Source organism: Mesorhizobium sp. ISC11, assembly GCF_037162595.1.
Classification (GTDB): Bacteria; Pseudomonadota; Alphaproteobacteria; order Rhizobiales; family Rhizobiaceae; genus Mesorhizobium; species Mesorhizobium ciceri.
Genome location: NZ_JAVSPW010000001.1, coordinates 2,859,172 through 2,882,844 on the forward strand (window position 1 = coordinate 2,859,172; position 23,673 = coordinate 2,882,844).

Below are 23,673 nucleotides of genomic sequence, written 5' to 3' on the forward strand. Positions count from 1 at the left end.
TCGCTCGGCCACCTTCTCCCACAAGGGGAGAAGGTGAAACGCGCGCAGCCACTCTCAAGTGATCACGCTCGGCTTGGGGCGGCCGGTATGGCTGTGAATCCCGGCAATATCGTCAGCCGCGGCAATCAGATCGGCAAGGGCGGCCTGGGTGTCGAGATCGTGCCGAGACTTGTCCGGCTCGTAGCGCTCGATGTAGACGCGCAACGTCGCGCCCGACGTGCCGGTGCCGGACAGCCGAAAGACGACCCGCGAACCACCTTCGAACAGAACCCTGATGCCCTGATGCTCGCTGATCGAACCGTCGACCGGATCGTGATAGGCAAAATCGTCGGCACTGGCGATTTTCAGGCCGCGCACGCTGGTGCCAGGCAGCGAGCCGAGCTTGGCACGCAGTTCGTCGACCAGCGCGTTGGCGCGGTCGCTCTCGACCTCTTCATAATCATGCCGCGAATAGTAGTTGCGACCGTAGGTCGCCCAGTGCTCGGTGACGATCTGCTTGCAGCTTTCGCCACGCGCGGCGAGGATGTTGAGCCACAAAAGCACCGCCCACAGGCCGTCCTTTTCGCGGACATGGTTGGAGCCGGTGCCGGCACTCTCTTCACCGCAGATCGTCGCCATGTCGGCATCGAGCAGATTGCCGAAGAATTTCCAGCCGGTCGGAGTCTCATAGATGCCGACGCCGAGTTTTTCAGCAACGCGATCGGCCGCGCCACTGGTCGGCATCGAGCGTGCAATGCCTTTCAAACCGGCCTTGTAGCCGGGCGCCAGACGCGCATTGGCGGCGAGCATGGCGACCGAATCCGACGGGGTGACGAAAATGCCCTTGCCGATGATCAGATTGCGGTCGCCATCGCCATCCGAGGCGGCGCCGAAATCCGGTGCGTCCGGTCCCATCATCTCGTCATAGAGGTGCTTGGCATGGACGAGGTTAGGGTCCGGGTGATGGCCGCCGAAATCCGGCAGCGGCTTGAAATTGCGGCAGGTGCCATTGGGCGCGCCGAGCCGGTTTTCCAGGATCTCCTTGGCGTAGGGACCGGTCACCGCGTGCATGGCGTCGAAGCGCATGCGGAAGCCGGACTTGAAGAGTTTGCGCAGGGCGTCGAAATCGAACAGGCTTTCCATCAGCGCGGCATAGTCCACGACCGGATCGATGATCTCGACCGTCATGCCGGCGGCCTTGACCGTGCCTGTTGTGTCGATGTCGATCGGATCGATATCGGCGATCTTGAAGCTCGAAATCGCCTTGGTCTTTTCGAAGATCGCGTCGGTGAGCTTTTCCGGCGCCGGGCCGCCATTGCCGGCATTGTACTTGATGCCGAAATCCTCATGCGGGCCGCCCGGATTGTGGCTGGCCGACAGGATGATGCCGCCGAAGGTCTTGTATTTGCGGATGACATGCGAAGCGGCTGGCGTCGACAGGATGCCGCCCTGCCCGACCATCACCTTGCCGAAGCCGTTGGCGGCTGCGATGGCGATGGCCTTCTGGATGACCTCGCGGTTGTAGAAGCGGCCGTCGCCACCGATCACCAGGGTCTTGCCCTTGAAACCGTCGAGCGCGTCGAAGATCGACTGGATGAAATTCTCGGCATAGTGCTCCTGCTGAAAGACAGGCACCTTCTTGCGCAGGCCCGACGTGCCGGGCTTCTGGTCGGAATAAGGCTTGGTGGGAACGGTCCGTATCATGCTTCAGGCAACCCTTTTCGAAAGCAGCGAACGATAGAGTTCGACGTATTTTTCCGCGCTCTTGTCCCACGACACATCGGCTTTCATGCCCTGGCGCTGCAGTGATTCCCAGACCGTCGGACTGGCATGGGCGTCGACGAGGCGGCGGATAGCGTGCAGCAAGGCGCCGCCATTGTTGGGCGCGAACTGGAAGCCGGTGGCGACGCCGGCAGAGACGGCAGCCTCATTGGCGTCGATGACCGTGTCGGCGAGGCCGCCGGTGCGCGCGACCACCGGCACGCAGCCATAGCGCAGGCCGTAAAGCTGCGTCAGCCCGCACGGTTCGAAGCGCGAGGGGATGACGATGGCGTCGCAGCCGCCCTGCATGATGTGCGACAGCCCCTCGTCGTAGCCGACGACGACGCCGATGCGGCCGCGATGCCTGGCGGCGGCGGCAAGCAGCGCGCCTTCGAGACCGGCATCGCCCGATCCCAGGATGGCGAGCCGCGCACCCGTCGCGACAATGCCGTCGACCACCAGCGCCAATATGTCCATGCCCTTTTGCCAGGTCAGGCGGCTGACCACGCAGACGATCGGGCTGTCATCGCGCTCAAGGCTGAAGCGATCCTCCACGGCAGCCCTGTTGGGTGCGCGCGCCTTCAGCGTGCTGCCCGTGTAGTTGGACACCAGATGCTTGTCGGTTTCCGGATCCCAGATGCCGGTGTCGATGCCGTTGACGATGCCATGGAGATCGCTGGAGCGCATGTTGATGAGGCCGTCGAGGCCCATGCCGAATTCGGGCGAGCGGATTTCCTGCGCGTAGGTCGGACTGACCGTGGTGATCGCCCAGGCGGCCTGCAGGCCCGCCTTGAGGAAGCCGACACCACCATAATATTCGACGCCGTCGAGCGCCATCGCCGCCGCCGGCAAGCCAAGCTCGCCGAAAATGCCGGCGCCGAACTGGCCCTGGAAGGCGAGGTTGTGGACGGTCATCATCGAAGGCACGCCGACCGCCTTGCCATAGCGCATATAGGCCAGCGTCATCGCCGACTGCCAGTCATGGGCGTGCACGATGTCGGGCTGGTAGCCCGAGATGGCGCCGCCGGCGATGTCGCCGCCGACCTGGCTCAACGCCGCGAAACGCCGCCAATTGTCTGGCCAGTCGACGCCGGTCGCATTGCCATAGGGGCCGCCGGGACGGTCGAACAGATGCGGCGCATCGAGCACGAACAGTTCGAGCCCGGCGAGTTGGACGGAATGGACAGAGGCCTTGCCGCCCTGCAGCAAGGGGTATTGCAGAACCGCCCGCTTTTTCTTGAAGGCAGCCATGACGGTCGGAAAGCCGGGCATGAGCGTGCGCACGGTCACGCCCTTGGCCGCCAAGGCAATGGGCAGCGCGCCGGTCACGTCGGCAAGCCCACCGGTCTTGATGAGCGGGAAAATTTCCGGCGTGACCGACAGAACCTGCATGCGTCAGAGCCCCAGCTTGTCGATCATGTCCTGGGTGACCAGGCAGATGCCCTTTTCGGAAACGCGGAAGCGCTTGGCGTCGAGAATAGGATCTTCGCCGACCACCAGCCCTTCCGGTATCCTAACACCATGGTCGATGACCACGCGCTTCAACTTTGCGTTCCGGCCGACATGAACGTCGGGCAGCATGACGACTTCTTCGAGCGTCGAATAGGAATTGATGCGCGCGCCGGTGAAGATCAGGCTTTTTTTCAGCGAAGCCCCCGAGACGATGCAATCGCCCGAAACCAGCGAAGACACAGCCGAACCGCGGCGGCCATCCTCGTCATGCACGAACTTTGCCGGCGGCTTCAATTCGGCATAGGTCCAGATCGGCCAGTCGCGGTCGTAGAGGTCGAGTTCCGGCGTGATATCGGTCAGGTCGATATTGGCTTCCCAATAGGCGTCGACCGTTCCGACGTCGCGCCAGTAGGCCTCGTTCTCGGCGGTCGAACGGACGCAGGACTTGGCGAAGCGGTGCGCGATCGCCTTACCGTGCTGGACGATATAGGGGATGATGTCCTTGCCGAAGTCGCGGCTCGAGCCCGGCTCGGCCGCATCGCGGCGCAACTGCTCCATCAGAAACTTGGTCTTGAAGACGTAAATGCCCATCGAGGCCAAGGCAAACTCCGGCTTATCGGGAATGCCGGGCGGATCGGCGGGCTTTTCGACGAAGGCGATGATGTTGTCCTTGCCATCGACATGCATGACGCCGAAGCCGGTGGCTTCCATGCGCGGCACTTCGAGGCAGCCAACGGTGACGTCGGCATTGGCGTCGACGTGCTGGCGAAGCATCATCTCGTAGTCCATCTTGTAGATGTGGTCGCCAGCCAGGATGACCATGTATTCGGGTCCGTAGGCCTCGATGATGTCGATGTTCTGATAGACGGCGTCAGCCGTGCCCTCATACCACTGCGTTTCCGAGACGCGCTGGCTGGCCGGCAGGATGTCGAAGCTTTCGTTTCGCTCTGGGCGCAGGAAGTTCCAGCCGCGCTGCAAATGACGGATCAGCGAATGTGCCTTGTACTGGGTGGCAACGCCGAGGCGTCGAATGCCGGAGTTAAGCGCGTTGGAGAGCGCGAAGTCGATGATGCGCGTCTTGCCGCCGAAATAGACGGCCGGCTTGGCACGCCGGTCGGTCAGTTCCTTGAGGCGGCTGCCACGGCCGCCGGCCAATACATAGGCCATGGCATCGCGCGCCAGCGGCTGGGTCCGTTTCAAGTCTGCCATTTCTACCCTCCCAAGTACTCGATCTCGACATGTTACTCAGTGTCGATGGGTTCAGTCGGCGACGAGCTCGAGCATGATCGTGGACAGCGGCGGCAAGAGCATCGTCGCGGCGATGCTTCCTTCCTCCGCCCGTGCCTCGACCATGCCGCCATTGCCCTTGCCGGAACCGCCATATTCAGAAGCGTCGGTGTTGATGATCTCGCGCCATTTGCCTGATGTCGGCAACGGCACGCGATAATTATCGCGCGGCACCGGCGTGAAATTGGAAATGACGGCCACCGGGCTGCCGCCCGGCGCGCTGCGCAGCCAGGCAAAAACCGAATTCTGGCTGTCGTCGACGATCAGCCAGGAAAACCCTTCCGGTTCGCAGTCGCGGCCATGCAGCGCCGGGCGCGAACGGTAGAGATAGTTGAGATCGCGCACCGTCTGCCAAACGCCGCGATGCGGCCGGAATTCAAGCAGGTTCCAGTCGAGCGCGCGCGCCTCGCTCCATTCGCGGCGCTGCGCGAACTCCTGCCCCATGAAAAGCAGCTTCTTGCCGGGATAGCCCCACATGAAAGCGTAGTAGGCGCGTAGCGTCGCAAACTTCTGCCAGTCGTCGCCGGCCATCTTGCCAAGCAACGTGCCTTTGCCGTGCACAACCTCGTCATGCGAGAGCGGCAGCACGAAATTCTCCGAGAAGGCGTAGGTCAGGCCGAAGGTGAGGTCGTTGTGGTGGTGCTTTCGGAAGATCGGCTCCTTGGAGAAATACTCCAGCGTGTCGTGCATGAAGCCCATATTCCACTTGAAGCCGAAGCCGAGGCCGCCTTCATGCACCGGTGCCGAGACCTTCGGCCATGAGGTCGATTCCTCGGCTATGGTCATGACGCCCGGATGATGGCCGTAGACCTCCTTGTTCATCTTCTGCAGGAAGCTGACCGCCTCGAGATTCTCGCGGCCGCCCTTCTCGTTGGGGATCCATTCGCCGGCCTTGCGTGAATAGTCGAGGTAGAGCATCGAGGCGACCGCGTCGACGCGCAAACCGTCGACATGGTATTTCTCGGCCCAGAACAGCGCATTGTTGACCAGGAACGACACCACCTCGCGGCGGCCGAAATTGTAGATCGCGGTGTTCCAGTCGGGATGAAAACCCTTGCGCGGATCGGCATGTTCATAGAGCGCGGTGCCATCGAAATTGGCCAGGCCATGCGCGTCGACCGGGAAATGTGCCGGCACCCAGTCGAGGATGACGCCGACGCCGGCGCGGTGGGCGCCATCGACGAAACGGGCAAAGCCGTCCGGGTCGCCAAAGCGGGCCGATGGCGCGTAAAGGCCGGTCGTCTGGTAGCCCCAGGACGGGTCGTAGGGATGTTCAGAGATCGGCATGAATTCGATGTGGGTGAAACCGGTCTCAACCACATAGGGGATCAGCCGGTCGGCCAACTCGTCCCATGACAGGAACGTTCCGTCGTCGCGAAGCTGCCAGGAGCCGGCATGGACCTCGTAGATCGAGATGGCTTCTCGCCGGTGATCGGCATTGCGCCAGAAATTGCGATGCGCCTCGTCGCCCCACTCGTGCGCCGGCGGCACCGCCACGACCGAAGCAGTAGCCGGACGCAGTTCGGATTTGAAGGCGAACGGGTCGGCCTTCAGCGGCAGCCTCACACCATCGGGGCCGATGATCTCGTATTTGTAGGGTCGTCCGGCACCGATGTCGGGTATGAACAGTTCCCAGATGCCGGTGTCGCGGCGGTCTCGCATGGTGTGCCGGCGGCCGTCCCACTCGTTGAAGTCGCCGACCACCGAGACGCGCCGCGCATTGGGAGCCCAGACGGCGAAATGCACTCCGGTGGCGCCTTCGTGATCAATGACATGGGCGCCGAGCTTATCGAACAGCCTGAGATGCGAGCCTTGGGCGATGTAGTAATCGTCCATCGGGCCCAGCACCGGACCGAACGAATAGGGATCGGTCAGCCACCAGTCGCCGCCGGCGTTCCTGGCATGATAGCGCAGGGGTTGCCGCTTCTTGATCGAGAGCTTGCCTTCGAAAAAGCCGCTATCGTTGCGCCTGGACAGTTCACCCGCGATGGTGCCGGTCAGCGTGTAGGCGGTGACGAATTCGGCATTCGGAACAAAGCACCGGGCATACAGGCTCTTGCCGACCTCATGGACACCAAGGACGGCGAAGGGATCTCCGTGCGTGCCGGCAACAATCGCCGCAACATCGCCGGCTGGCGCCAGTCCATCCGGCCCGCTTGTCGCAGCGGTCGCGCGCGGCTTCTTCATCAGGCAGTGTCCCTCCCCGGGCACCAAGTGTTTGTTTCTAGTGATGTAAATCCAACATTCAAATTCACATCACCGGGACCACATTGTTTGCGGCCTCATGCAATCACATCAGACAGGCACGTTCCAGATTTCTTTCGCATATTGGCGGATCGTGCGATCGGAGGAGAACCAGCCGACACGCGCAACGTTGCGGATTGCCCGGGCGTACCAGTCGGGACTGTTGCGCCAGACCGCATCGACCTCACGCTGGGCGGCGGCATAGGCATCGAAATCGGCGGCAACCATGAACCAGTCGCTGTTGTAGAGACCGTTGATGAGATCGCGGTAACGCTCCGGATCGTCCGGCGAGAAGACGCCTGACGAAACAGCCGCAACCGCTTGCGCCAGCTCAGGCGAGCCTTCGATGACGGCGCGCGGATCGTAGCCGTTGTTGCGCCGCTCGGCGACCTCGGCGGTGGTCAGGCCGAAGATGAAGATGTTGTCGTCGCCGACGCATTCCTTGATCTCGACATTGGCACCGTCGAGCGTGCCGATGGTCAGCGCACCGTTCAGCGCGAACTTCATGTTGCCGGTGCCCGACGCTTCCATGCCGGCGGTCGAGATCTGTTCGGACAGATCGGCGGCCGGCATCATGATCTCGGCAAGGCTGACATTGTAGTTCGGCACGAACACCACCTTCAGCAGACCGCGCACGGCCGGATCGCGGTTGATGACCTTGGCGACATCGTTGGCGAGTTTGATGATCAGCTTGGCATTGTGGTAGCTGGGCGCCGCCTTGCCGCCGAAGAATTTCACGCGCGGCATCCAGTCGCGCTCGGGATGCGAGCGGATCTGGTCGTAGAGGGCAATCGCCTCGAGGATATTCAGAAGCTGGCGCTTGTATTCATGGATACGCTTGATCTGGATGTCGAAAAGCGCCGAGGGATCGACCTTGATGCCGAGCCGGTCGGCGACGAGGTTGGCCAGCCGCGCCTTGTTGGCTCGCTTGACGGCGGCGAACTTGTCGCGAAAGGCGGCATCGCCGGCGAAACCGTCGAGATCCTTGATGGCGTCGATGTCATCGAGAAAGCGGTCGCCGATCGCCTCGCGGGCAAGCGACGTCAGCCCGGGATTACACTGGATCAGCCAGCGCCGCGGCGTGATGCCGTTGGTCTTGTTGTTGATGCGATCGGGATAGAGCTTGTGCAGATCGGCGAACACCGTCTCCTTCATCAGGTCGGTGTGAAGCGCCGAAACGCCGTTGATCGAGTGCGAACCGACAAAGGCCAGATTGCCCATGCGCACCCGGCGGTCGCCATTTTCCTGGATCAGCGAGATGCGGCCGATCTGCTCGTCCGAGAACTGGTTGGACGCACGCGCCTCCAGAAGCACTTCAGCGTTGATGGCATAGACGATCTGCATGTGGCGCGGCAAAAGCCGCTCGAACAGCGGCACCGGCCAGCTTTCCAGTGCCTCGGGCAGCAGCGTGTGGTTGGTGTAGCCGAAGGTGCGCTGGGTGATGTCCCAGGCCTGATCGAAGTCCATGCCGTGGACGTCCATCAACAGGCGCATCAACTCCGGCACAGCGATGGCCGGATGGGTGTCGTTCAGGTGGATCGCAGCCTTGTCGGGCAAGGACTTCAGGTCGCCATATTGGCTGAGATGGCGCTGAACGATGTCCTGCAGCGATGCGGTGGAGAAGAAATATTCCTGCCGAAGCCGCAGTTCCTGCCCGGCCTTGTGGGAATCGGCGGGATAGAGCACGCGCGACAAGGCATCGGCCTTGTTGCTTTCGGCGAGCGCGCCGATGTGGTCGCCGGCATTGAACTTGTCGAGCAGGATCGGATCGACCGGCATGCCCGACCAGAGCCGCAGCGTGTTGACGCGGTTGGCCCGCCAGCCGACGACGGGCGTATCATAGGCGACGGCCAGCACATGCTCGGTCGGCTTCCAGACATGGCGTTCGAGGCGTCCGTCCTTGGAGGTGATCGATTCCACCGAACCGCCGAAACCGACCTCGAACGAGCGCTCACGGCGTTCGAATTCCCACGGGTTGCCGTGATCGAGCCAGGTTTCAGGCAATTCGACCTGCCAGCCGTCGTGAATCTCCTGGCGGAACATGCCGTTGGCATAGCGGATGCCGTAGCCATGCGCGGGAATGTCGACGGTCGCCATGCTTTCCATGAAGCAGGCCGCAAGCCGCCCGAGGCCGCCATTGCCAAGTGCGGCATCCGGCTCGAGTGCGGCGATGAGATCGAGATCGACGCCCAGGGACGACAGGGCCTCGCGCATGTTGTCCATCAGGCCGAGATTGGAGAAGGCGTCGCGCATCAGGCGGCCGATGAGGAACTCCAGAGACAGATAATAGACGCGTTTTTCCTTCTGATCGTACGCCTCCTTCGTCGCCTGCATCCAGCGATCGACGATCCGGTCGCGCACGACCTTGATCGAGGCGGTCAGCCAGTCGTACTGGGTCGCAACGGCGGTATCCTTGCCGACCCGGTATTTGAGGGCCACCAAGACTTCACGTGCGAGTGTCTTGGGATCAGGATTTTCGAGCAGTGGAGGAAGGGGTTCGGATGTCATCGCGCTCGTCATGATGCCTCTCGTGCGGTTGCCATGATCATACCGGCTTTCATCGCTCCTCCCAGCCCATGCTAGCTGATACCGCTATATATTCAATCGATTTAAACATGCCCGAACCGGCATGCCCCCTGCGGCAATTTGGCAATTCGCAAGTGTGACGCGCCAAGACGGTCGCGCGACGCGCTTCAAATTCCTGTTCCGTGCCTGCCGTGCCGCCAACCCTCCAGCACTTGGGCGACATGTATCAGGCCGCCAGCGCTGCCTCGGGCGGAACCTTTGCTCCGGTCATGAAGGCCACGGCATCGGACATCGTATATTGCTTGGGATCGATGACGCAGAGGCGACGGCCGAGCCGGTGGATGTGAATGCGGTCGGCCACTTCGAACACATGCGGCATGTTGTGCGAGATCAGCACGATCGGCAGGCCGCGCTTCTTGACGTCGAGGATCAACTCGAGCACGCGGCGGCTTTCCTTGACGCCAAGGGCGGCCGTCGGCTCGTCCATGATCACCACACGACTGCCGAAGGCGGCCGCGCGCGCCACCGCAACGCCCTGCCTCTGGCCCCCCGAGAGCGTTTCCACAGCCTGGCTGATGTTCTGGATGGTCATCAGGCCAAGCTCGGTAAGCTTGTCGCGGGCGCGCTTTTCCATCGCCGGACGGTCGAGCATACGCAGCCAATCGCCCAGAAAACCCGGTTTGCGGATCTCGCGGCCAAGGAACATGTTATCGGCGATCGAGAGCGCCGGCGACAGTGCCAGATTCTGGTAGACGGTCTCGATGCCGGCTTCGCGTGCCTCCATCGGCGATTTAAAGGCGACGGGTTTGCCTTCAAGCCGGATCTCGCCTTCGTCGGGCACGGCCGCGCCGGAAATCGCCTTGATGAGCGACGACTTGCCGGCGCCGTTGTCGCCGATGACGGCGAGGATTTCGCCGGGATAAAGGTCGAAGTCGGCATTGTCGAGGGCGGTGACACGGCCATAGCGCTTGATCAGGCCACGCGCGGTGAGGATGGGCTCCTGGGTCATGGTCATGCCGACACCTTTCTGATCCATTGGTCGACTGCCACGGCGCCGATGATCAGCACACCGGTGAGCAGCACCTTCCATTGCGGATCGGCGCCCAGCATGTTGAGGCCCATGGAAACGACGCCGACGATCATCGCGCCGAACAGCGTGCCCAGGATGGAGCCGCGTCCGCCGAAGAGGGAAATACCGCCGATCACCGTCGCGGTGATGGCCTGCAGATTGTAGTCGGTGACGGCAGCCGACGGCGAGATCGAGCCGTTGCGGCCAATGGAGACCCAGGCCGCGAAAGCGGCGATCAGGCCGGCCAAGGTGTAGACCGTCATCAACACCTTCTTGGTCTGGATGCCCGACAGCTTCGCCGCCTCCTGGTCATCGCCAACGGCGTAGACATGGCGGCCCCACGCCGTGTGATTGAGCACGTACCAGAGGATCATCACGAGCAGGACCGTGGCAATGACGCCGAGCGTCAGCACCGCAGTGCCGACCTTGAAGCTGATGGCAAAGAGATGCAGCAGCGGCGCCTGGGTATCGACGTCGGTGTCGCGGATCGTCTCGTTGGCCGAATAGATGAAGTTCGTGGCCATGACGATGTTCCAGGTGCCAAGCGTCACGATGAAGGGTGGTAGCTTCATGTAGGCGACAAGCACCCCGTTGAGCAGCCCGCAGGCGGCGCCGGCGGCAAGCCCGATCGCCACTGCGAGCGCGCTCGGCATGCCGTAGGAGACCGCGCAATTGCCCATGATCACCGCTGAAATCACCATGATCACACCAATCGACAGGTCGATGCCTGCGGTCAGGATGACCAATGTCTGCGCAGCCCCCAGAATGCCGATGATGGCGATCTGCTGCAGGATAAGCGTCAGCGTGTAGGACGAAAAGAAACGCCCACCGATGGTGATGCCGAAGACGATGATCGCCAGAACCAGGACGATCAGCGGCACCGCGGCCGGCGTCGAATGCAAGAAATGCTGGATACGCTTGACGGCCGATTTGTGCTCGTCAAAAGCAGCAACGCTGGTGTCGCTGCTCGAGAGAACCTTCTCGAATTCCTGAGCTTGAGCCATGTTTTCTCCCCGTAGGCTTCAGCCAAACGCCGACGCCAGTCCACGCCTTTCCGGTCTGCTGCCGGGATTGTTCGCGGTCACGCGAGCCATCGTCCACCCGAAGCAGCCGGGGATCAAGCCCCGACCGCTCAGGTTCCTTGGATGCCGGTCAGAACGGCATCAGCCCCAGCACTTGGCGAGGCCTTCCTTGGTGTCGATGGACTTGACGCCGGTGGCCGGCTTGTCGGTCACCAGGTTGACGCCGGTGTCGAAGAAGTTCTTGCCTTCGGTCGGCTTCGGCTTGGTTCCGTCCTTGGCAAAAGCGGCGATCGCCTCGATGCCGAGTGCAGCCATCTGCAGCGGGTATTGCTGCGAAGTGGCGCCGATGACACCTTCGGCCACCGACTTCACGCCGGGGCAGCCGCCGTCGACGGAAACGATCAGCACCTGGCTTTCGAGGCCGACAGCCTTGAGCGCCTGGTAGGCGCCGACAGCGGCGGGCTCGTTGATGGTGTGGATGACGTTGATGGTGTTGTCCTTCTGCAGGAGGTTCTCCATCACCTTGCGGCCGCCCTCTTCGTTGCCGTTGGTGACGTCATGGCCGACGATGCGCGGATCGGTCTCGTCGCCGATCTTGTTGGGATCTTTTACATCGATGCCGTAGCCCATCATGAAGCCTTGGTCGCGCAGCACGTCGACAGTCGGCTGCGAAGGCGTCAGGTCAAGGAAGCCGATCTTGGCGTCCTTGGCCTTGTCGCCGAGCGTGGCGGCGGCCCAGGCCCCGATCAGCTTGCCTGCTTCGAGATTGTCCGTCGCGAAGGTCGCATCGGCGGCGTCGATCGGATCGAGCGGCGTGTCGAGCGCGATCACCAGCAGGCCGGCATCACGCGCTTTCTTCACGGTCGGCACGATGCCCTTGGTGTCGGATGCGGTGATCAGGATACCCTTGGCGCCATCGGCGATGCAGCTTTCGATCGCCGCGACCTGGCTCTCGCTGTCGCCGTCGATCTTGCCGGCATAGGTCTTGAGGTCGACGCCGAGTTCCTTGGCCTTCGCGGTCGCGCCTTCCTTCATCTTGACGAAGAAGGGATTGGTGTCGGTCTTGGTGATCAGGCAGGCGCCGACACCGGCCGCGGATGCGGACGAGGCAAACGCCATCAGCCCCAGAGCCGCGGCGGCAAACACGGTCGATTTCAACAATTTTGTATTGGTCACGATTTTCCTCCCAGTGGAACCATTCCGATGCCGGCCAACCGGCACCTGCAGCGCATCCAACGAAATTCTCCCAGCGTGGACGCTGCCTTAACAGACACCAGGCCGAAGCCCGTGTCAATAATTAAATCACTCTTATTTATTATTGACAGCATTGCTTCGTTCACCCATTCTGGCCCAAAAGCATTGAGGGGAAACGACGGGAGGAACAGGGTGGAAACGGCCATTGCGAGGCACGGTTCGCCCGAGGTGAATGACAGTCTCATTCACCGCGGCACCAACCAGAGCGGCATGCGCGACCACAATGAGCGGTTGGTGCTGTCGCTGGTGCGTCAACACGGCAGCCTGGCAAAATCCGACATCGCCCGCATGACCGGACTTTCGGCGCAGACGGTTTCCGTCATCATGCGCGAGCTGGAGGAAGAAAGCCTCCTGCTGCGTCAGGCGCCGTTGCGCGGCAAGATCGGCCAGCCTTCCATCCCGATGGCGCTCAATCCCGAAGGCGCTTTCTTCATCGGCCTGAAGATCGGCCGCCGCAGCGCTGAACTGGTGTTGATCGACTTCCTTGGCAATGTCCGTTCGATGCTACAGCATTCCTATCGCTACCCGGCGCCGCGCGAGACGGTGGACTTCGTCAGCAACGGCATGCGGCAGATGCGCGGCGAGCTGACGCCCGCGCAAGACAAGCGCATCGCCGGGCTGGGCATCGCCATGCCGTTCGAATTGTGGAACTGGGCCGATACCGCCGGCGCCCCGCGCGACGTGATGGACGAATGGCGTCACCGCGACATCAGGGCCGACATCCAGGCGCAATGCGATTTTCCGGTCTATTTGCAGAACGACGCCACGTCGGCCTGCGGCGCCGAACTCGTCTTCGGGCAGGCGGGCGCTGCGCGTGACTTCGTCTATTTCTATATCGGCGCCTTTGCCGGTGGCGGCATTGTGCTGAACGGCCGGCTTTTCGGCGGCCCGACCGGCAATGCCGGAGCGCTCGGCTCCATGCCCGTGCCCGGGCCGGACGGCAAGCCGACCCAACTGATCGATGTCGCTTCCATCGCCATGCTCGAAAAGGCGCTCAATGCGCGCGGCATCGAGGCCTCGCATCTGTGGACCTCGCCGGACGACTGGGGCGAGATCGGACCCGAACTCGACGGCTGGATCGCCAGCGCCTCAAGGGCGCTCGCTTACGCCATCGTCGCCGCATCCTCGATCATCGATTTCGAAGCGGCGGTGATCGACGGCTGGATGCCGAAGGCGGTGCGCCGCCAGCTGGTCGACGCCATCATTGCGGCAATCGCCACGATCGACGGCGAAGGCTTGAAGCTGCCCGCCATTCGCGAGGGAACCGTCGGTATCCATGCCCGGGCGCTCGGCGGCGCCAGCCTGCCACTTTCCGAACGCTTCCTGATCGGCTCGACGACGATTTCCAGGAGCGCCTGATGCTGATCGGAATCCCGGCGCTGCTCGGTCCGGAGCTTCTGGCGATCCTGCGCGGCATGGGCCATGGCGACGAAATCGCCCTTGTCGACGGAAACTATCCGGCGGAACAGCAGGCAACCCGACTGGTACGCGCCGATGGCCACCCTCTTATCCCGGTACTCGATGCGATATTGAGTGTCCTGCCTGTCGATGACGCCGTGCCGGAGGCGCTGTTTCGCGCCTCGGTCCGAGGCGATCCCTCGCTTGCCGATCCTGTCCATCATGAGATCGAAGCGATCTGCGCCAAACGGGCGCCAGGCCGCAAGGTGGTTGCGCTGGCCGGTGCCGACTTCTATGCACGGGTCAAATCGGCGCATGCCATCGTCGCGACAAGCGAGCCGCGGCTCTACGCCAACATCATCATACGCAAGGGCGTGATCTATCCGCCGGAGACCAAGAAGCCATGATCCTCTGCTGCGGCGAAGCCCTGATCGACATGCTGCCGCGCACGACGACAGCGGGCGAGCCGGCCTTTGCGCCTTATGTCGGCGGCGCCGTATTCAACACGGCAATCGCACTTGGCCGGCTCGGCGCGCCGGCCGGCTTCTTTTCCGGCCTGTCGTCGGATCTGTTCGGCGGCCAATTCCGGGATGCGCTTGGGGCGAGCAAGGTCAGTTCCACCTATGCACACACCTCGCCACGGCCAACCACGCTGGCCTTCGTCAAGCTCACCAACGGCCAGGCGACGTACACTTTCTATGACGAGAACACCGCCGGACGCATGCTGACGATCGACGATTTGCCGCAGCTCGGCAACGAGATCGAAGCCATGCTGTTCGGCGCCATCAGCCTGATTTCCGAGCCGGCCGGCAGTGCCTATGAAGAGTTCATGCGGCGCGAGCATGAAAGCCGCGTCATGATGCTCGACCCCAACATCCGGCCGAACTTCATCCCGGACAAGCCCAAGCACCTCAAGCGCATTCGCACCATGATGGCGATGGCCGACATCGTGAAACTGTCGGACGAAGACCTGAACTGGTTCGGCGAAGCCGGCTCGCATGAGGATGTCATCCGCAACTGGCTGGACCGCGGCCCGAAGCTGATCGTCGTCACCCATGGCGGCGAAGGCGCGATCGGCTACAGCAAGGAGCACGCCGTCACGGTGATGCCCGAAAGGGTCGAGGTGGCGGACACGGTCGGCGCCGGCGACACGTTCAACGCCGGCATCCTCGCCTCGCTGCACGAGCAAGGCCTGCTGACGAAGGCGGCGATTTCCGGACTGTCGGAAGACGCCATCCATAAGGCGCTGGCGCTCGGCGCGAAGGCGGCGGCAGTGACCGTGTCGCGGGCCGGCGCCAATCCACCCTGGCGACATGAAATCGCCTGAGCAACGCTCAACATAAGTTGAGCCCAATCGATCACTTTATGTTTCGCAGGGGCTCTTTCCAAGGCTATAAGGGCGGGATGGCGCCCGACGAAGCCCGGATTTCCGGCATCTGACTGACATTCGCCGGGAAAACTGGTAACGGACTGCGACACTTCCGCAATTTAGGGCTCCGCCTGCCCGGCTTTCTCGGCAAGCGCAACTCTGGTACCAGCGGCCGATTATCTGGCTAACCCATTTTGAGGCCGACATGCAGTTCATCGATCTTGGCGCGCAGCGCGAACGAATCCGCGACCGGCTGAAGGCCGCGATCGACCGTGTCGTTGACGAGGGCCGCTATATTCTTGGCCCGCAAGTCACCGAATTCGAGAACAAGCTTGCCGCCTATATCGGTACCAAGCATGTCGTGGCCTGCGCCAACGGCACCGACGCGCTGCTGTTGCCGCTGTTTGCAGCCGGCGTCGGCCCGGGTGACGCGGTGTTCGTGCCGAGCTTCACGTTCGCCGCCACCGCCGAAGTGGTGGCGCTGGCCAAGGCCGCGCCGGTGTTCGTCGATGTCGACCCGCACAGCTACAACATCGACATTGCCAGCCTCGAAGCGGCCATTGCCATGATCAAGAAGGAAGGAAGGCTGAAGCCGAAGGCAATCATTCCCGTCGATCTGTTTGGCCTTGCCGCCGATTACGAGGCGATCATGGCGATCGCCAACCGCGAAGGCCTGATGGTGATCGAGGATGCCGCCCAGTCGATGGGCGGTTCGCTCGACGGCAAGATGTGCGGCTCCTTCGGTGCGGTCGGCTCGACCAGCTTCTATCCGGCAAAACCGCTTGGCTGCTACGGCGACGGCGGCGCGATGTTCACCAATGACGATGCGCTGGCCGAACAGCTTCGCTCGTTCGCCTTTCATGGCAAGGGCGAGACGCAGTACGACAATGTCCGCGTCGGAATCAATTCGCGGCTCGACACGATACAGGCGGCGATCCTCATCGAGAAGCTGGCCATTCTCGAAGACGAGATGGTCGCCCGGCAGGTCGTGGCACAGCGCTATGCCGATGGGCTTGGCGACGTCGTTACCGCCGCCCGCAATCTGGACGGCAGCCGTTCGGCCTGGGCGCAATACGCCATCGAGACGCCGAAGCGCGACGGGCTGAGGGCGCATCTCGGCGAAAAGGGCATTCCGTCTGTCATCTACTATGTGAAGCCGCTGCATGCCCAGGTCGCTTATCGCGATTATCCGCGCACGCCGACCGGCCTTGCCGTTTCGGAAGACCTGCCGAAGCGGATCCTGTGCCTGCCGATGCACCCTTATCTCAGCGAAGCCGACCAGGACCGCATCATCGAGACGATCCGCAACTATATAGGCTCGAATTCGGCGCAGGCAGCGGCCGAGTAAGCTACCGGGCCTTCTCAGGCGGGGCTGACCCCTGCCCCGCCGCTGGCAATGAAATGCGGATTGGCGAAATCCTCGTCGTCGCTTTGCCGGCGCTTCCCATAGACCAGAGGCTGGCCATCGAGCGTGCGCGTCATGCCACCGGCGGCGCGCAGGATGGCGTCGCCTGCCGCCGTGTCCCATTCCATGGTGCGGCCGAAGCGCGGATAGACATCAGCCTCGGCACTGGCGAGAAGGCAGAATTTCAAGGACGAACCGACCGAGACGATTTCGGCGGCACCAAGGTCGCGAATATAGGCCTCGGTTTCCGGCGTGTTGTGGGAACGGCTGGCGACGACGGCCAGAGGCGCCACGGCCCTTCTCACCGAGATCGGCCGGCGGCCGACGATCTGGTAGCCGCCATCGATTTCGAGAGATTCCGCCCTTCCCGGCAGGCCGGAAAAGAAGCGGCCCGCGCAGGGCGCAAAGACGACGCCGACTTCCGGCACGCCATCGCGAACCAGCGCTATGTTGACGGTGAAATCGGTGCGGCGGTTGACGAATTCCTTGGTGCCGTCGAGCGGATCGATCAGGAAGAAAGCCCCATTTAGGTCGGGCGGCACGATACCGGCGGAAGCTTCTTCCTCGGCCACGCAGGGGATATCGGGAAATGCGGCACGCAGTCCGGCGAGAATGATCTTTTCGCTCTCGCGGTCCGCCTCGGTCACCGGCGAGGCGTCGGACTTGCGGTCAACCGCACAGCCGGCGTGGAACACGCGCATCACCTCGCGCCCGGCCGACAAGGCCAGGCGCTCGAAGATTTCAAGCATCAGCCTGTCGTCAGATGCCGCCGCCGCTATCGTATTGGTCTTCGGCAATGTCGCGCTCGTTCAGCCAGTGTTCCAGGGCGTCGACCATCTCTTCGGCCGATTTGCCGAGTGTCTGCAGATGGATCTCCGGGGTTTCCGGCGCTTCATAAGGGGAATCGACGCCGGTGAAATTCTTGATCTCGCCATTCAGCGCGCGCGCATAGAGGCCCTTCGGATCACGCCTGGCGCATTCCTCGAAGGGCGTATCGACGAACACCTCGACGAATTCTCCGTCGGCCATCAATTCACGTGCCATGCGCCGTTCGGCGCTGAACGGCGAAATGAACGAAACAATGACGATCAACCCGGCATCGGCCATCAAACGCGCCACCTCGGCGACGCGGCGGATGTTCTCGACGCGATCGGCATCGGTAAAGCCAAGATCGCGATTGAGACCGTGACGGACGTTGTCGCCGTCGAGGATATAAGTATGACGGCCGGTGGCGAACAGCTTCTTTTCGAACAGGTTGGCGATGGTCGACTTGCCGGATCCCGACAGCCCGGTGAACCAGAACACGGCGGGCCGCTGGTTCTTCATGTCGGCGCGCACGCGCTTGCCGACATCGAGCGACTGCCAATGGATGTTTTCGGCACGACGCAGCGAGTGCAGGATCATGCCGGCGCCGACCGTGGCGTTGGAGATGCGGTCGATCAGGATGAAGGCGCCGGTTGTGCGGTTTTCGGCGAAGGGATCAAAGGCGATCGGCGTCCGCGTCGAGATGTTGCAGATGCCGACTTCGTTCATTTCGAGCGACTTGGCCGCTTCATGGGCAAAGTCGTTGACGTTGATCCGGTATTTCAGATCGGTGACGGTGGCGCTGGTCTGGTCGGTCTCGGTGCGCAGGATGTAGGAGCGGCCCGGCAGCAGCGCATGCTCGTCGAACCAGACGATGTTGGCGGCGAACTGGTCGGCGACCTGCGGCCGTGCGGCAGGCGAAACCAGCATGTTGCCGCGCGAGATTTCGACTTCGTCGTCGAGGACGAGCGTGACGGCCTGTCCGGCAGCCGCCTGGGCGAGATCGCCGCCATACGAGACGATCCGCTTGACGCGCGAGGATTTGCCCGACTTGGCGACAACGACCTCGTCGCCGGGCGCAACCGAGCCGGAAGCGACCGTGCCGGCAAAGCCGCGAAAGTCGAGATTGGGACGATTGACATACTGGACCGGGAAACGGAACGGCAGTTCGACCATCGCTTGGTCGACCGACACGGTTTCGAGATGCTCGATCAGCGTTGGGCCGGAATACCATTCCATGCTTTCCGACCGACGGCTGACATTATCGCCATAACGGGCCGACATCGGGATCGGCACAATGGTCTGGAAGCCGAGATCGCGCGAGAATTGCCCGTAGTCTTCGACGATCCGGTCGAAAACCGTCTGATCGAAATCGACAAGATCGATCTTGTTGACGGCCAGCACGACGTGGCGGATGCCGAGCAGCGAGGCGATGATCGAATGTCGCCTTGTCTGGCGAAGCACACCCTGCCGGGCATCGATCAGCACGATCGCCAGGTCGGCGGTCGAGGCGCCGGTGGCCATGTTGCGGGTGTATTGCTCGTGACCAGGTGTGTCGGCGACGATGAATTTGCGCTTCGGCGTGGCAAAGAAACGGTAGGCGACGTCGATCGTGATGCCTTGCTCACGCTCGGCCTCGAGGCCGTCGACCAGCAGTGCGAAATCGATGTCGTCGCCCGTCGTGCCATGCTTGCGCGAATCGCGTTCGAGCGCGGCGAGCTGGTCCTCGAAAATCTGCTTGGTGTCGGACAGCAGGCGCCCGATCAGCGTCGACTTGCCGTCATCGACCGAGCCGCAGGTCAGGAAGCGCAGCAGCGACTTCTTCTCCTGCGCCGCCAGATAGTCGCGAACGCCGTCGGTGGGGGCGAGGCTCTTTGCCATGATGTGGCGCATGGTCAAAAGTACCCCTCGCGCTTCTTCTTTTCCATCGAGCCGGCTTCATCGCGGTCGATCAGGCGCCCCTGCCGTTCGGATGTCCGTGCCGTCAGCATTTCGCCGACGATGGCTTCCAGCGTGTCGGCCTCCGATTCGATGGCGCCAGTCAGCGGATAGCAGCCAAGCGTGCGGAACCGCACGAGCCGGTTCTCCACTGTCTCGTCGGGGCGGAGTTTCATGCGCTCGTCGTCCCGCAGGATCAGCATGCCGTCGCGTTCCACCACCGGCCGTTCCTTGGCGAAATAGAGCGGCACGATCGGGATACTTTCCTGCAGGATGTACTGCCAGATATCCAGCTCGGTCCAGTTCGACAGCGGAAAGACGCGGATCGATTCACCCGATGCGATGCGGGTGTTGAATATCTTCCACATTTCGGGGCGCTGGTTCTTCGGATCCCACACATGCTGGGCATTGCGGAAGGAAAAGATGCGCTCCTTGGCGCGCGATTTCTCCTCGTCGCGACGTGCGCCGCCAAAGGCCGCGTCGAAGCCGTATTTGTCGAGCGCCTGGCGCAGCGCCACGGTCTTCATGACATGGGTGTGGGTGTTCGAACCATGGTCGAACGGATTGATGTTGTCGCGCACGCCGTCTTCGTTGACATGAACCAGGAGATCGAAGCCGAGTTTCTGCGCCATCTGATCGCGAAAGGCGATCATCTCGCGGAACTTCCACGTCGTGTCGACGTGAAGAAAGGGAAATGGCGGCTTGGCGGGATAAAACGCCTTCATCGCCAGATGCATCAACACGGATGAATCCTTGCCGACCGAATAGAGCATGACCGGCTTGGCAAAGGCGGCCGCAACCTCGCGGAATATATGGATGGACTCGGCCTCAAGCCGCTGAAGATGCGTAAGCGCTGTTGTCATGGACCGTGGGCGTTCTTTCGTATTTCCAACAGAAGACCTGCCTCAAATCATCGAGCTTTTGCGCCCGGTTCGAGCCTTGTTTCTGGACAATCTTCCTCGTGCCGGCGTTCTAGCAGATCGCCGTTGTCAAGAACAATGCAAGACTGGCCCGGCCGCACATGGTTCGAGAATGAATTTTCCACAGATACCATCAAACCCGGAAATTCCTGCCCGCAAGCTCAACAACCGAGAAAACGCGGGGAAAATATTGCTTGAATGGCCGGCTACGGCTTTCAAGCGACTTCCCTTGGCCGACCGTCGCCTGCCGCCGATTTTCGGTGGCAATCCACCAGATACACTATCGAAAACGGGGGGCGGCCGCTATACCAGCTTCGGCAGCGGGCAAGCGCGTTATGAGGCATGGGCAATTTCGAGGCGAGCGCATTCAACTTCGCTAAACAAGATCCGCCGCATGACACTTGCCGAAAACAGCGAGCCCGAAAATTGAACCGGCTTTCATCCCTCACACAGCAATTCTCGCCTTCGCGGATCAACAACTACTTCTCCATCCTTTGCTTCTTTTTTCCACCGGTTCTGGGGTCGGTGGTCAGCTTTGTGTTCAATTGCGGAGGCCTTTCGTCCGCCCTGCTGATTGCTTTAGGGAAAAGGCGCTTCAACGCCGACCGGCCCATGATCTGGATGACGGTCGCGATCTATGCCTACTGCGCCGCCAATCTCCTGGCGTCCATCGTCAACAACTCGTTTGTCCGGGATGCGCCGCATCTTATCCCGCTCGTCACCTTCCTGTTTTTTCCCGTGTCCTATTCGACCTGGAGCAACACGCAGAAAACCACGCTTGCCCGCATCGTCGTGCTTTCCAGCATGGCCGCCTGCTTTGTCGCGCTGCTCATGGCCGTCATCCAGCAATATTGGATTGGCGTCAGGGCGGAGGGGGGAGCCGGAAATCCGATCGTCTTCGCAACCGTCGTCTGCCTTGCCGTGGTGACGTGTGTGGCTGGCGCCTTGTCCAGTATTGAGCAAGCCCGGACACCCCTCTTCTACGCGACACTGGCCGGGACGATCGCCGTCATCTATTCCGGCTCGCGTACCATCTGGCTGGCACTGCTGATTGCCGGCATAGCCGTCATGTTGATCAACCGGCACAGGCTCAGGGGCAGGAATGCCGTTCGCCTGCTGCTGCTGCTGGCGGCAGTCGGCGTCGTGATCGCCGCTTCCAGCTTCCAGGCGATATCCGGGCGGGTCGACTTTTTGCGCTCCGATTGGGGTGCGCTTGGAGCTAGCGGCAACTACGACACCTCGTTGGGAATACGTGTTGCGCTTTGGGAGATCGGCCTCAAAGCATTCCATGACATGCCACTGTTCGGGCACGGTGTGGGTGCAACCCAGCTTCTGATCAAACAGGGCTTTCATGAGCAGTTCGCGATGGACACAGGCTTCAACCATTTCCACAACGGCTTCCTGACCGCCTTGGTGCAAGCAGGAATTCTGGGCGCCGTGACGCTGGCAGCGATCTTTATCGTTGCCGCTGGAAATGCCGCCCGGGTCTTGCGAAGCAGCAGCGATCCGAACGAGCGGTTCGGCGCCACCATGATTGTCGTCGTGGTGATCACCTATCTGACGGCCGGAATGACAGGCATCCTGGTCGGCCATGACATTCTGGACTCGGTGCTGATGGTCTTCCTGGTGAGCGGAACATATCTCGCCTCCGGACGTCATGTTCCTTTGCTGGACGAACCGGCACTTGCACCAGTCACGCAAGACCTGTCTCGGGCAAGGCCATGAAGGTTCTGGTCACGGGCGCGACAGGTTTCATCGGGCGTCTTGTCGTGCGCCACTTACGCGAAGCCGGTGCCGAGCTTCGCCTCGCCTCCCGCCATCCCGAGAGGCTTGGTTCGGAGAACGAGACTGTGCCGATGCCCGGCTTCGATGCGCCGGCCGCCGCCTTCCTGGAACTGACCCGGCATATGACTGACGTCGTCCATTGCGCTGGCCTCAACAATGATCGGGGAAATGCAACCGAAGCCGATTACCAGGCGGCCAATGTGGAACTGAGCGCAAGGCTGGCGCATGCAGCGGCGGCCCAGATAAGCGGACGTTTCATTCATCTCTCCTCGATCCGGGCGGTGATCGGCGCGCACGTCAGCGCAACGATCGACGAGGACACGCTTCCTGCCCCACAATGCGCCTATGGACGCTCGAAGCGCGAAAGCGAGATCACGGTTTTGGACGCCTATGCGTCGCATGGCCGCTCCGACGCCGCCGTGTTGCGCCTGCCTCCGGTCTATGGAAGTGGCATGAGGGGAAATCTGGCAACGCTGATGCGCCTTGCCGATACGCCGCTGCCGCTGCCGACTGGTGCCTTGACCGGAATCCGTTCGCTGATGTCTTCCGAGGCCGCGGTGCGAGCAGTGTCGCACCTGCTCAGCCATTCCGGGCTGCTTCGCCCGATCTATGTCGGCGCCGATGTGCCGCCGGTCGCCCTCGACGCCGTCATCGCCGTCTTTCGCAGAGGTTTGGGGCGGCCTGTGCGCCTGATGGCGACGCCGGCCGGGCTGATACGGCCGGTGGTGGCCGCACTCGGCAGGCGGGCGTTCTGGGACAGCCTGACCGCGACACAAATATGCGACCCCGCCCTGCTGGTATCGCAGGGGTGGACGCCCGAAGCCGGCACGCTTGAGCGGCTGGCCGAGCTGGCGCGGCTCAGCAGATCCTGACTTTCTTGCTTGACCATGATCTTTTCATGGTCTGCTCAGCGGTAGAGCGTTCCAAACAGGATCCGAAGATCGAGCCAGAACGACGCGGTGCGGAGGTAGGCAGCATCCGTTTGCGCCAAGAGCTCCGGGTTAGACATGTCGATGCCCCTGATCTGGGCCAGGCCGGTTATGCCCGGCAGCGCCGCCAAAACCCCCAGCCGCCTGCGACACTCGATCAATTCCGTCTGGGTCGGCAGGCAGGGCCGCGGCCCGACCAGGCTCATTTCCCCCTTCAAGACGTTCCAGAATTGCGGCAGCTCATCGAGCTTGAACTTCCGCAAGACCTTTCCAACCGATGTCACGGAATCCGCCGGCGCCTCATGCGAGGGTAGCGACGGCGTCCCGACATACATCGTGCGCAACTTGTGGCAGCGGAAAAGCCGACCGTCACGGCCGACCCGCACCTGTGAAAAAATAGCCGGGCCCGGCGACGATGCCCGAACGGCAAGGACGGTGAGCGCCAAGACAGGAGATGTCGCCACCAGCAGCAGAGCCGCACCGGCAAGATCGAAGATTTGCTTGGCTGCCTTCATGAACGGCCGATAGTGC

General features: G+C 62.2%; 19 protein-coding genes. 7 read left to right on the forward strand and 12 right to left on the reverse strand.

Annotation, left to right across the window (positions count from 1 at the left end):
* Positions 1 to 54: 54 nt before the first annotated feature.
* The 8 genes from RPF88_RS14225 to RPF88_RS14260 all read right to left on the reverse strand — a co-directional run bounded on the left by RPF88_RS14225 (position 55) and on the right by RPF88_RS14260 (position 12,459).
* On the reverse strand, positions 55 to 1,683 hold the full coding sequence (locus RPF88_RS14225) for an alpha-D-glucose phosphate-specific phosphoglucomutase (protein ID WP_013532697.1): 1,629 nt from the start codon (positions 1,681 to 1,683) through the stop codon (positions 55 to 57).
* A 3-nt stretch (positions 1,684 to 1,686) separates the two neighbouring features.
* Entirely contained in the window at positions 1,687 to 3,132 is a 1,446-nt protein-coding gene (glgA, locus tag RPF88_RS14230; RefSeq protein WP_013532698.1) for a glycogen synthase GlgA, read from the reverse strand.
* A gap of 3 nt (positions 3,133 to 3,135) precedes the next feature.
* Positions 3,136 to 4,401: a glucose-1-phosphate adenylyltransferase gene (glgC, locus tag RPF88_RS14235; protein WP_013532699.1), complete on the reverse strand. Its 1,266-nt coding sequence runs from the start codon at positions 4,399 to 4,401 to the stop codon at positions 3,136 to 3,138.
* 51 nt (positions 4,402 to 4,452) lie between these two features.
* Entirely contained in the window at positions 4,453 to 6,666 is a 2,214-nt protein-coding gene (gene glgB / locus RPF88_RS14240; RefSeq protein ID WP_337122645.1) for a 1,4-alpha-glucan branching protein GlgB, read from the reverse strand.
* A gap of 108 nt (positions 6,667 to 6,774) precedes the next feature.
* Positions 6,775 to 9,243, reverse strand: a complete 2,469-nt coding sequence (locus tag RPF88_RS14245; protein ID WP_013532701.1) for a glycogen/starch/alpha-glucan phosphorylase — start codon at positions 9,241 to 9,243, stop codon at positions 6,775 to 6,777.
* 232 nt (positions 9,244 to 9,475) lie between these two features.
* The gene (locus RPF88_RS14250) at positions 9,476 to 10,258 is read right to left on the reverse strand and encodes an ATP-binding cassette domain-containing protein (RefSeq protein ID WP_023760533.1); all 783 of its coding nucleotides are present in this window, start codon (positions 10,256 to 10,258) and stop codon (positions 9,476 to 9,478) included.
* A gap of 2 nt (positions 10,259 to 10,260) precedes the next feature.
* Positions 10,261 to 11,322, reverse strand: coding sequence for an ABC transporter permease (locus tag RPF88_RS14255; protein ID WP_013532703.1), 1,062 nt, complete (start codon positions 11,320 to 11,322; stop codon positions 10,261 to 10,263).
* Between the two features lie 159 nt (positions 11,323 to 11,481).
* A complete protein-coding gene (locus RPF88_RS14260; RefSeq protein WP_442921303.1) occupies positions 11,482 to 12,459 on the reverse strand; it encodes a sugar ABC transporter substrate-binding protein in 978 nt (325 codons plus the stop codon).
* Between the two features lie 267 nt (positions 12,460 to 12,726).
* Between RPF88_RS14260 and RPF88_RS14265 the strand changes: the two genes are divergently transcribed.
* From RPF88_RS14265 to RPF88_RS14280, 4 genes are all read left to right on the forward strand, one after another.
* Entirely contained in the window at positions 12,727 to 13,953 is a 1,227-nt protein-coding gene (locus RPF88_RS14265) for an ROK family transcriptional regulator (protein ID WP_013532705.1), read from the forward strand.
* Positions 13,953 to 14,399: an RbsD/FucU family protein gene (locus tag RPF88_RS14270; protein ID WP_013532706.1), complete on the forward strand. Its 447-nt coding sequence runs from the start codon at positions 13,953 to 13,955 to the stop codon at positions 14,397 to 14,399. Before RPF88_RS14265 ends, RPF88_RS14270 begins: the two co-directional genes overlap by 1 nt.
* Complete coding sequence (locus RPF88_RS14275) at positions 14,396 to 15,319, forward strand: carbohydrate kinase family protein (RefSeq protein ID WP_013532707.1); 924 nt, start codon at positions 14,396 to 14,398, stop codon at positions 15,317 to 15,319. The genes RPF88_RS14270 and RPF88_RS14275 overlap by 4 nt, the downstream gene beginning before the upstream one ends.
* 247 nt (positions 15,320 to 15,566) lie before the next feature.
* Positions 15,567 to 16,709, forward strand: coding sequence for a DegT/DnrJ/EryC1/StrS family aminotransferase (locus RPF88_RS14280; protein WP_013532708.1), 1,143 nt, complete (start codon positions 15,567 to 15,569; stop codon positions 16,707 to 16,709).
* Positions 16,710 to 16,723: 14 nt separating this feature from the next.
* Here the strand turns inward: RPF88_RS14280 and cysQ are convergent, their stop codons facing one another.
* Genes cysQ through cysD form a run of 3 tightly spaced genes read right to left on the reverse strand, consistent with a single transcriptional unit; the run spans position 16,724 to position 20,371 of the window.
* Complete coding sequence (cysQ, locus tag RPF88_RS14285) at positions 16,724 to 17,515, reverse strand: 3'(2'),5'-bisphosphate nucleotidase CysQ (protein ID WP_063170189.1); 792 nt, start codon at positions 17,513 to 17,515, stop codon at positions 16,724 to 16,726.
* Positions 17,516 to 17,525: 10 nt separating this feature from the next.
* On the reverse strand, positions 17,526 to 19,463 hold the full coding sequence (gene cysN / locus RPF88_RS14290) for a sulfate adenylyltransferase subunit CysN (protein ID WP_024503688.1): 1,938 nt from the start codon (positions 19,461 to 19,463) through the stop codon (positions 17,526 to 17,528).
* Positions 19,464 to 19,465: 2 nt separating this feature from the next.
* Positions 19,466 to 20,371 (reverse strand): sulfate adenylyltransferase subunit CysD, encoded by a 906-nt coding sequence (gene cysD / locus RPF88_RS14295; protein WP_013532711.1) that lies wholly within the window; start codon positions 20,369 to 20,371, stop codon positions 19,466 to 19,468.
* Here cysD and RPF88_RS14300 point away from each other — a divergent pair.
* The 3 genes from RPF88_RS14300 to RPF88_RS14310 are packed head-to-tail and all read left to right on the forward strand — an operon-like array spanning position 20,370 to position 23,085.
* Positions 20,370 to 20,858 carry a hypothetical protein gene (locus RPF88_RS14300; RefSeq protein ID WP_127224166.1) on the forward strand — a complete coding sequence of 163 codons (489 nt, stop codon included), beginning with the start codon at positions 20,370 to 20,372 and terminating at the stop codon, positions 20,856 to 20,858. The two genes, cysD and RPF88_RS14300, sit on opposite strands and share 2 nt — an antisense overlap.
* A complete protein-coding gene (locus RPF88_RS14305; protein ID WP_013532712.1) occupies positions 20,855 to 22,153 on the forward strand; it encodes an O-antigen ligase family protein in 1,299 nt (432 codons plus the stop codon). The genes RPF88_RS14300 and RPF88_RS14305 overlap by 4 nt, the downstream gene beginning before the upstream one ends.
* Positions 22,150 to 23,085 carry an NAD-dependent epimerase/dehydratase family protein gene (locus tag RPF88_RS14310; RefSeq protein ID WP_337122653.1) on the forward strand — a complete coding sequence of 312 codons (936 nt, stop codon included), beginning with the start codon at positions 22,150 to 22,152 and terminating at the stop codon, positions 23,083 to 23,085. The genes RPF88_RS14305 and RPF88_RS14310 overlap by 4 nt, the downstream gene beginning before the upstream one ends.
* A gap of 35 nt (positions 23,086 to 23,120) precedes the next feature.
* Here the strand turns inward: RPF88_RS14310 and RPF88_RS14315 are convergent, their stop codons facing one another.
* Positions 23,121 to 23,657, reverse strand: a complete 537-nt coding sequence (locus RPF88_RS14315) for a sugar transferase (RefSeq protein ID WP_013532714.1) — start codon at positions 23,655 to 23,657, stop codon at positions 23,121 to 23,123.
* Positions 23,658 to 23,673 lie beyond the last annotated feature (16 nt).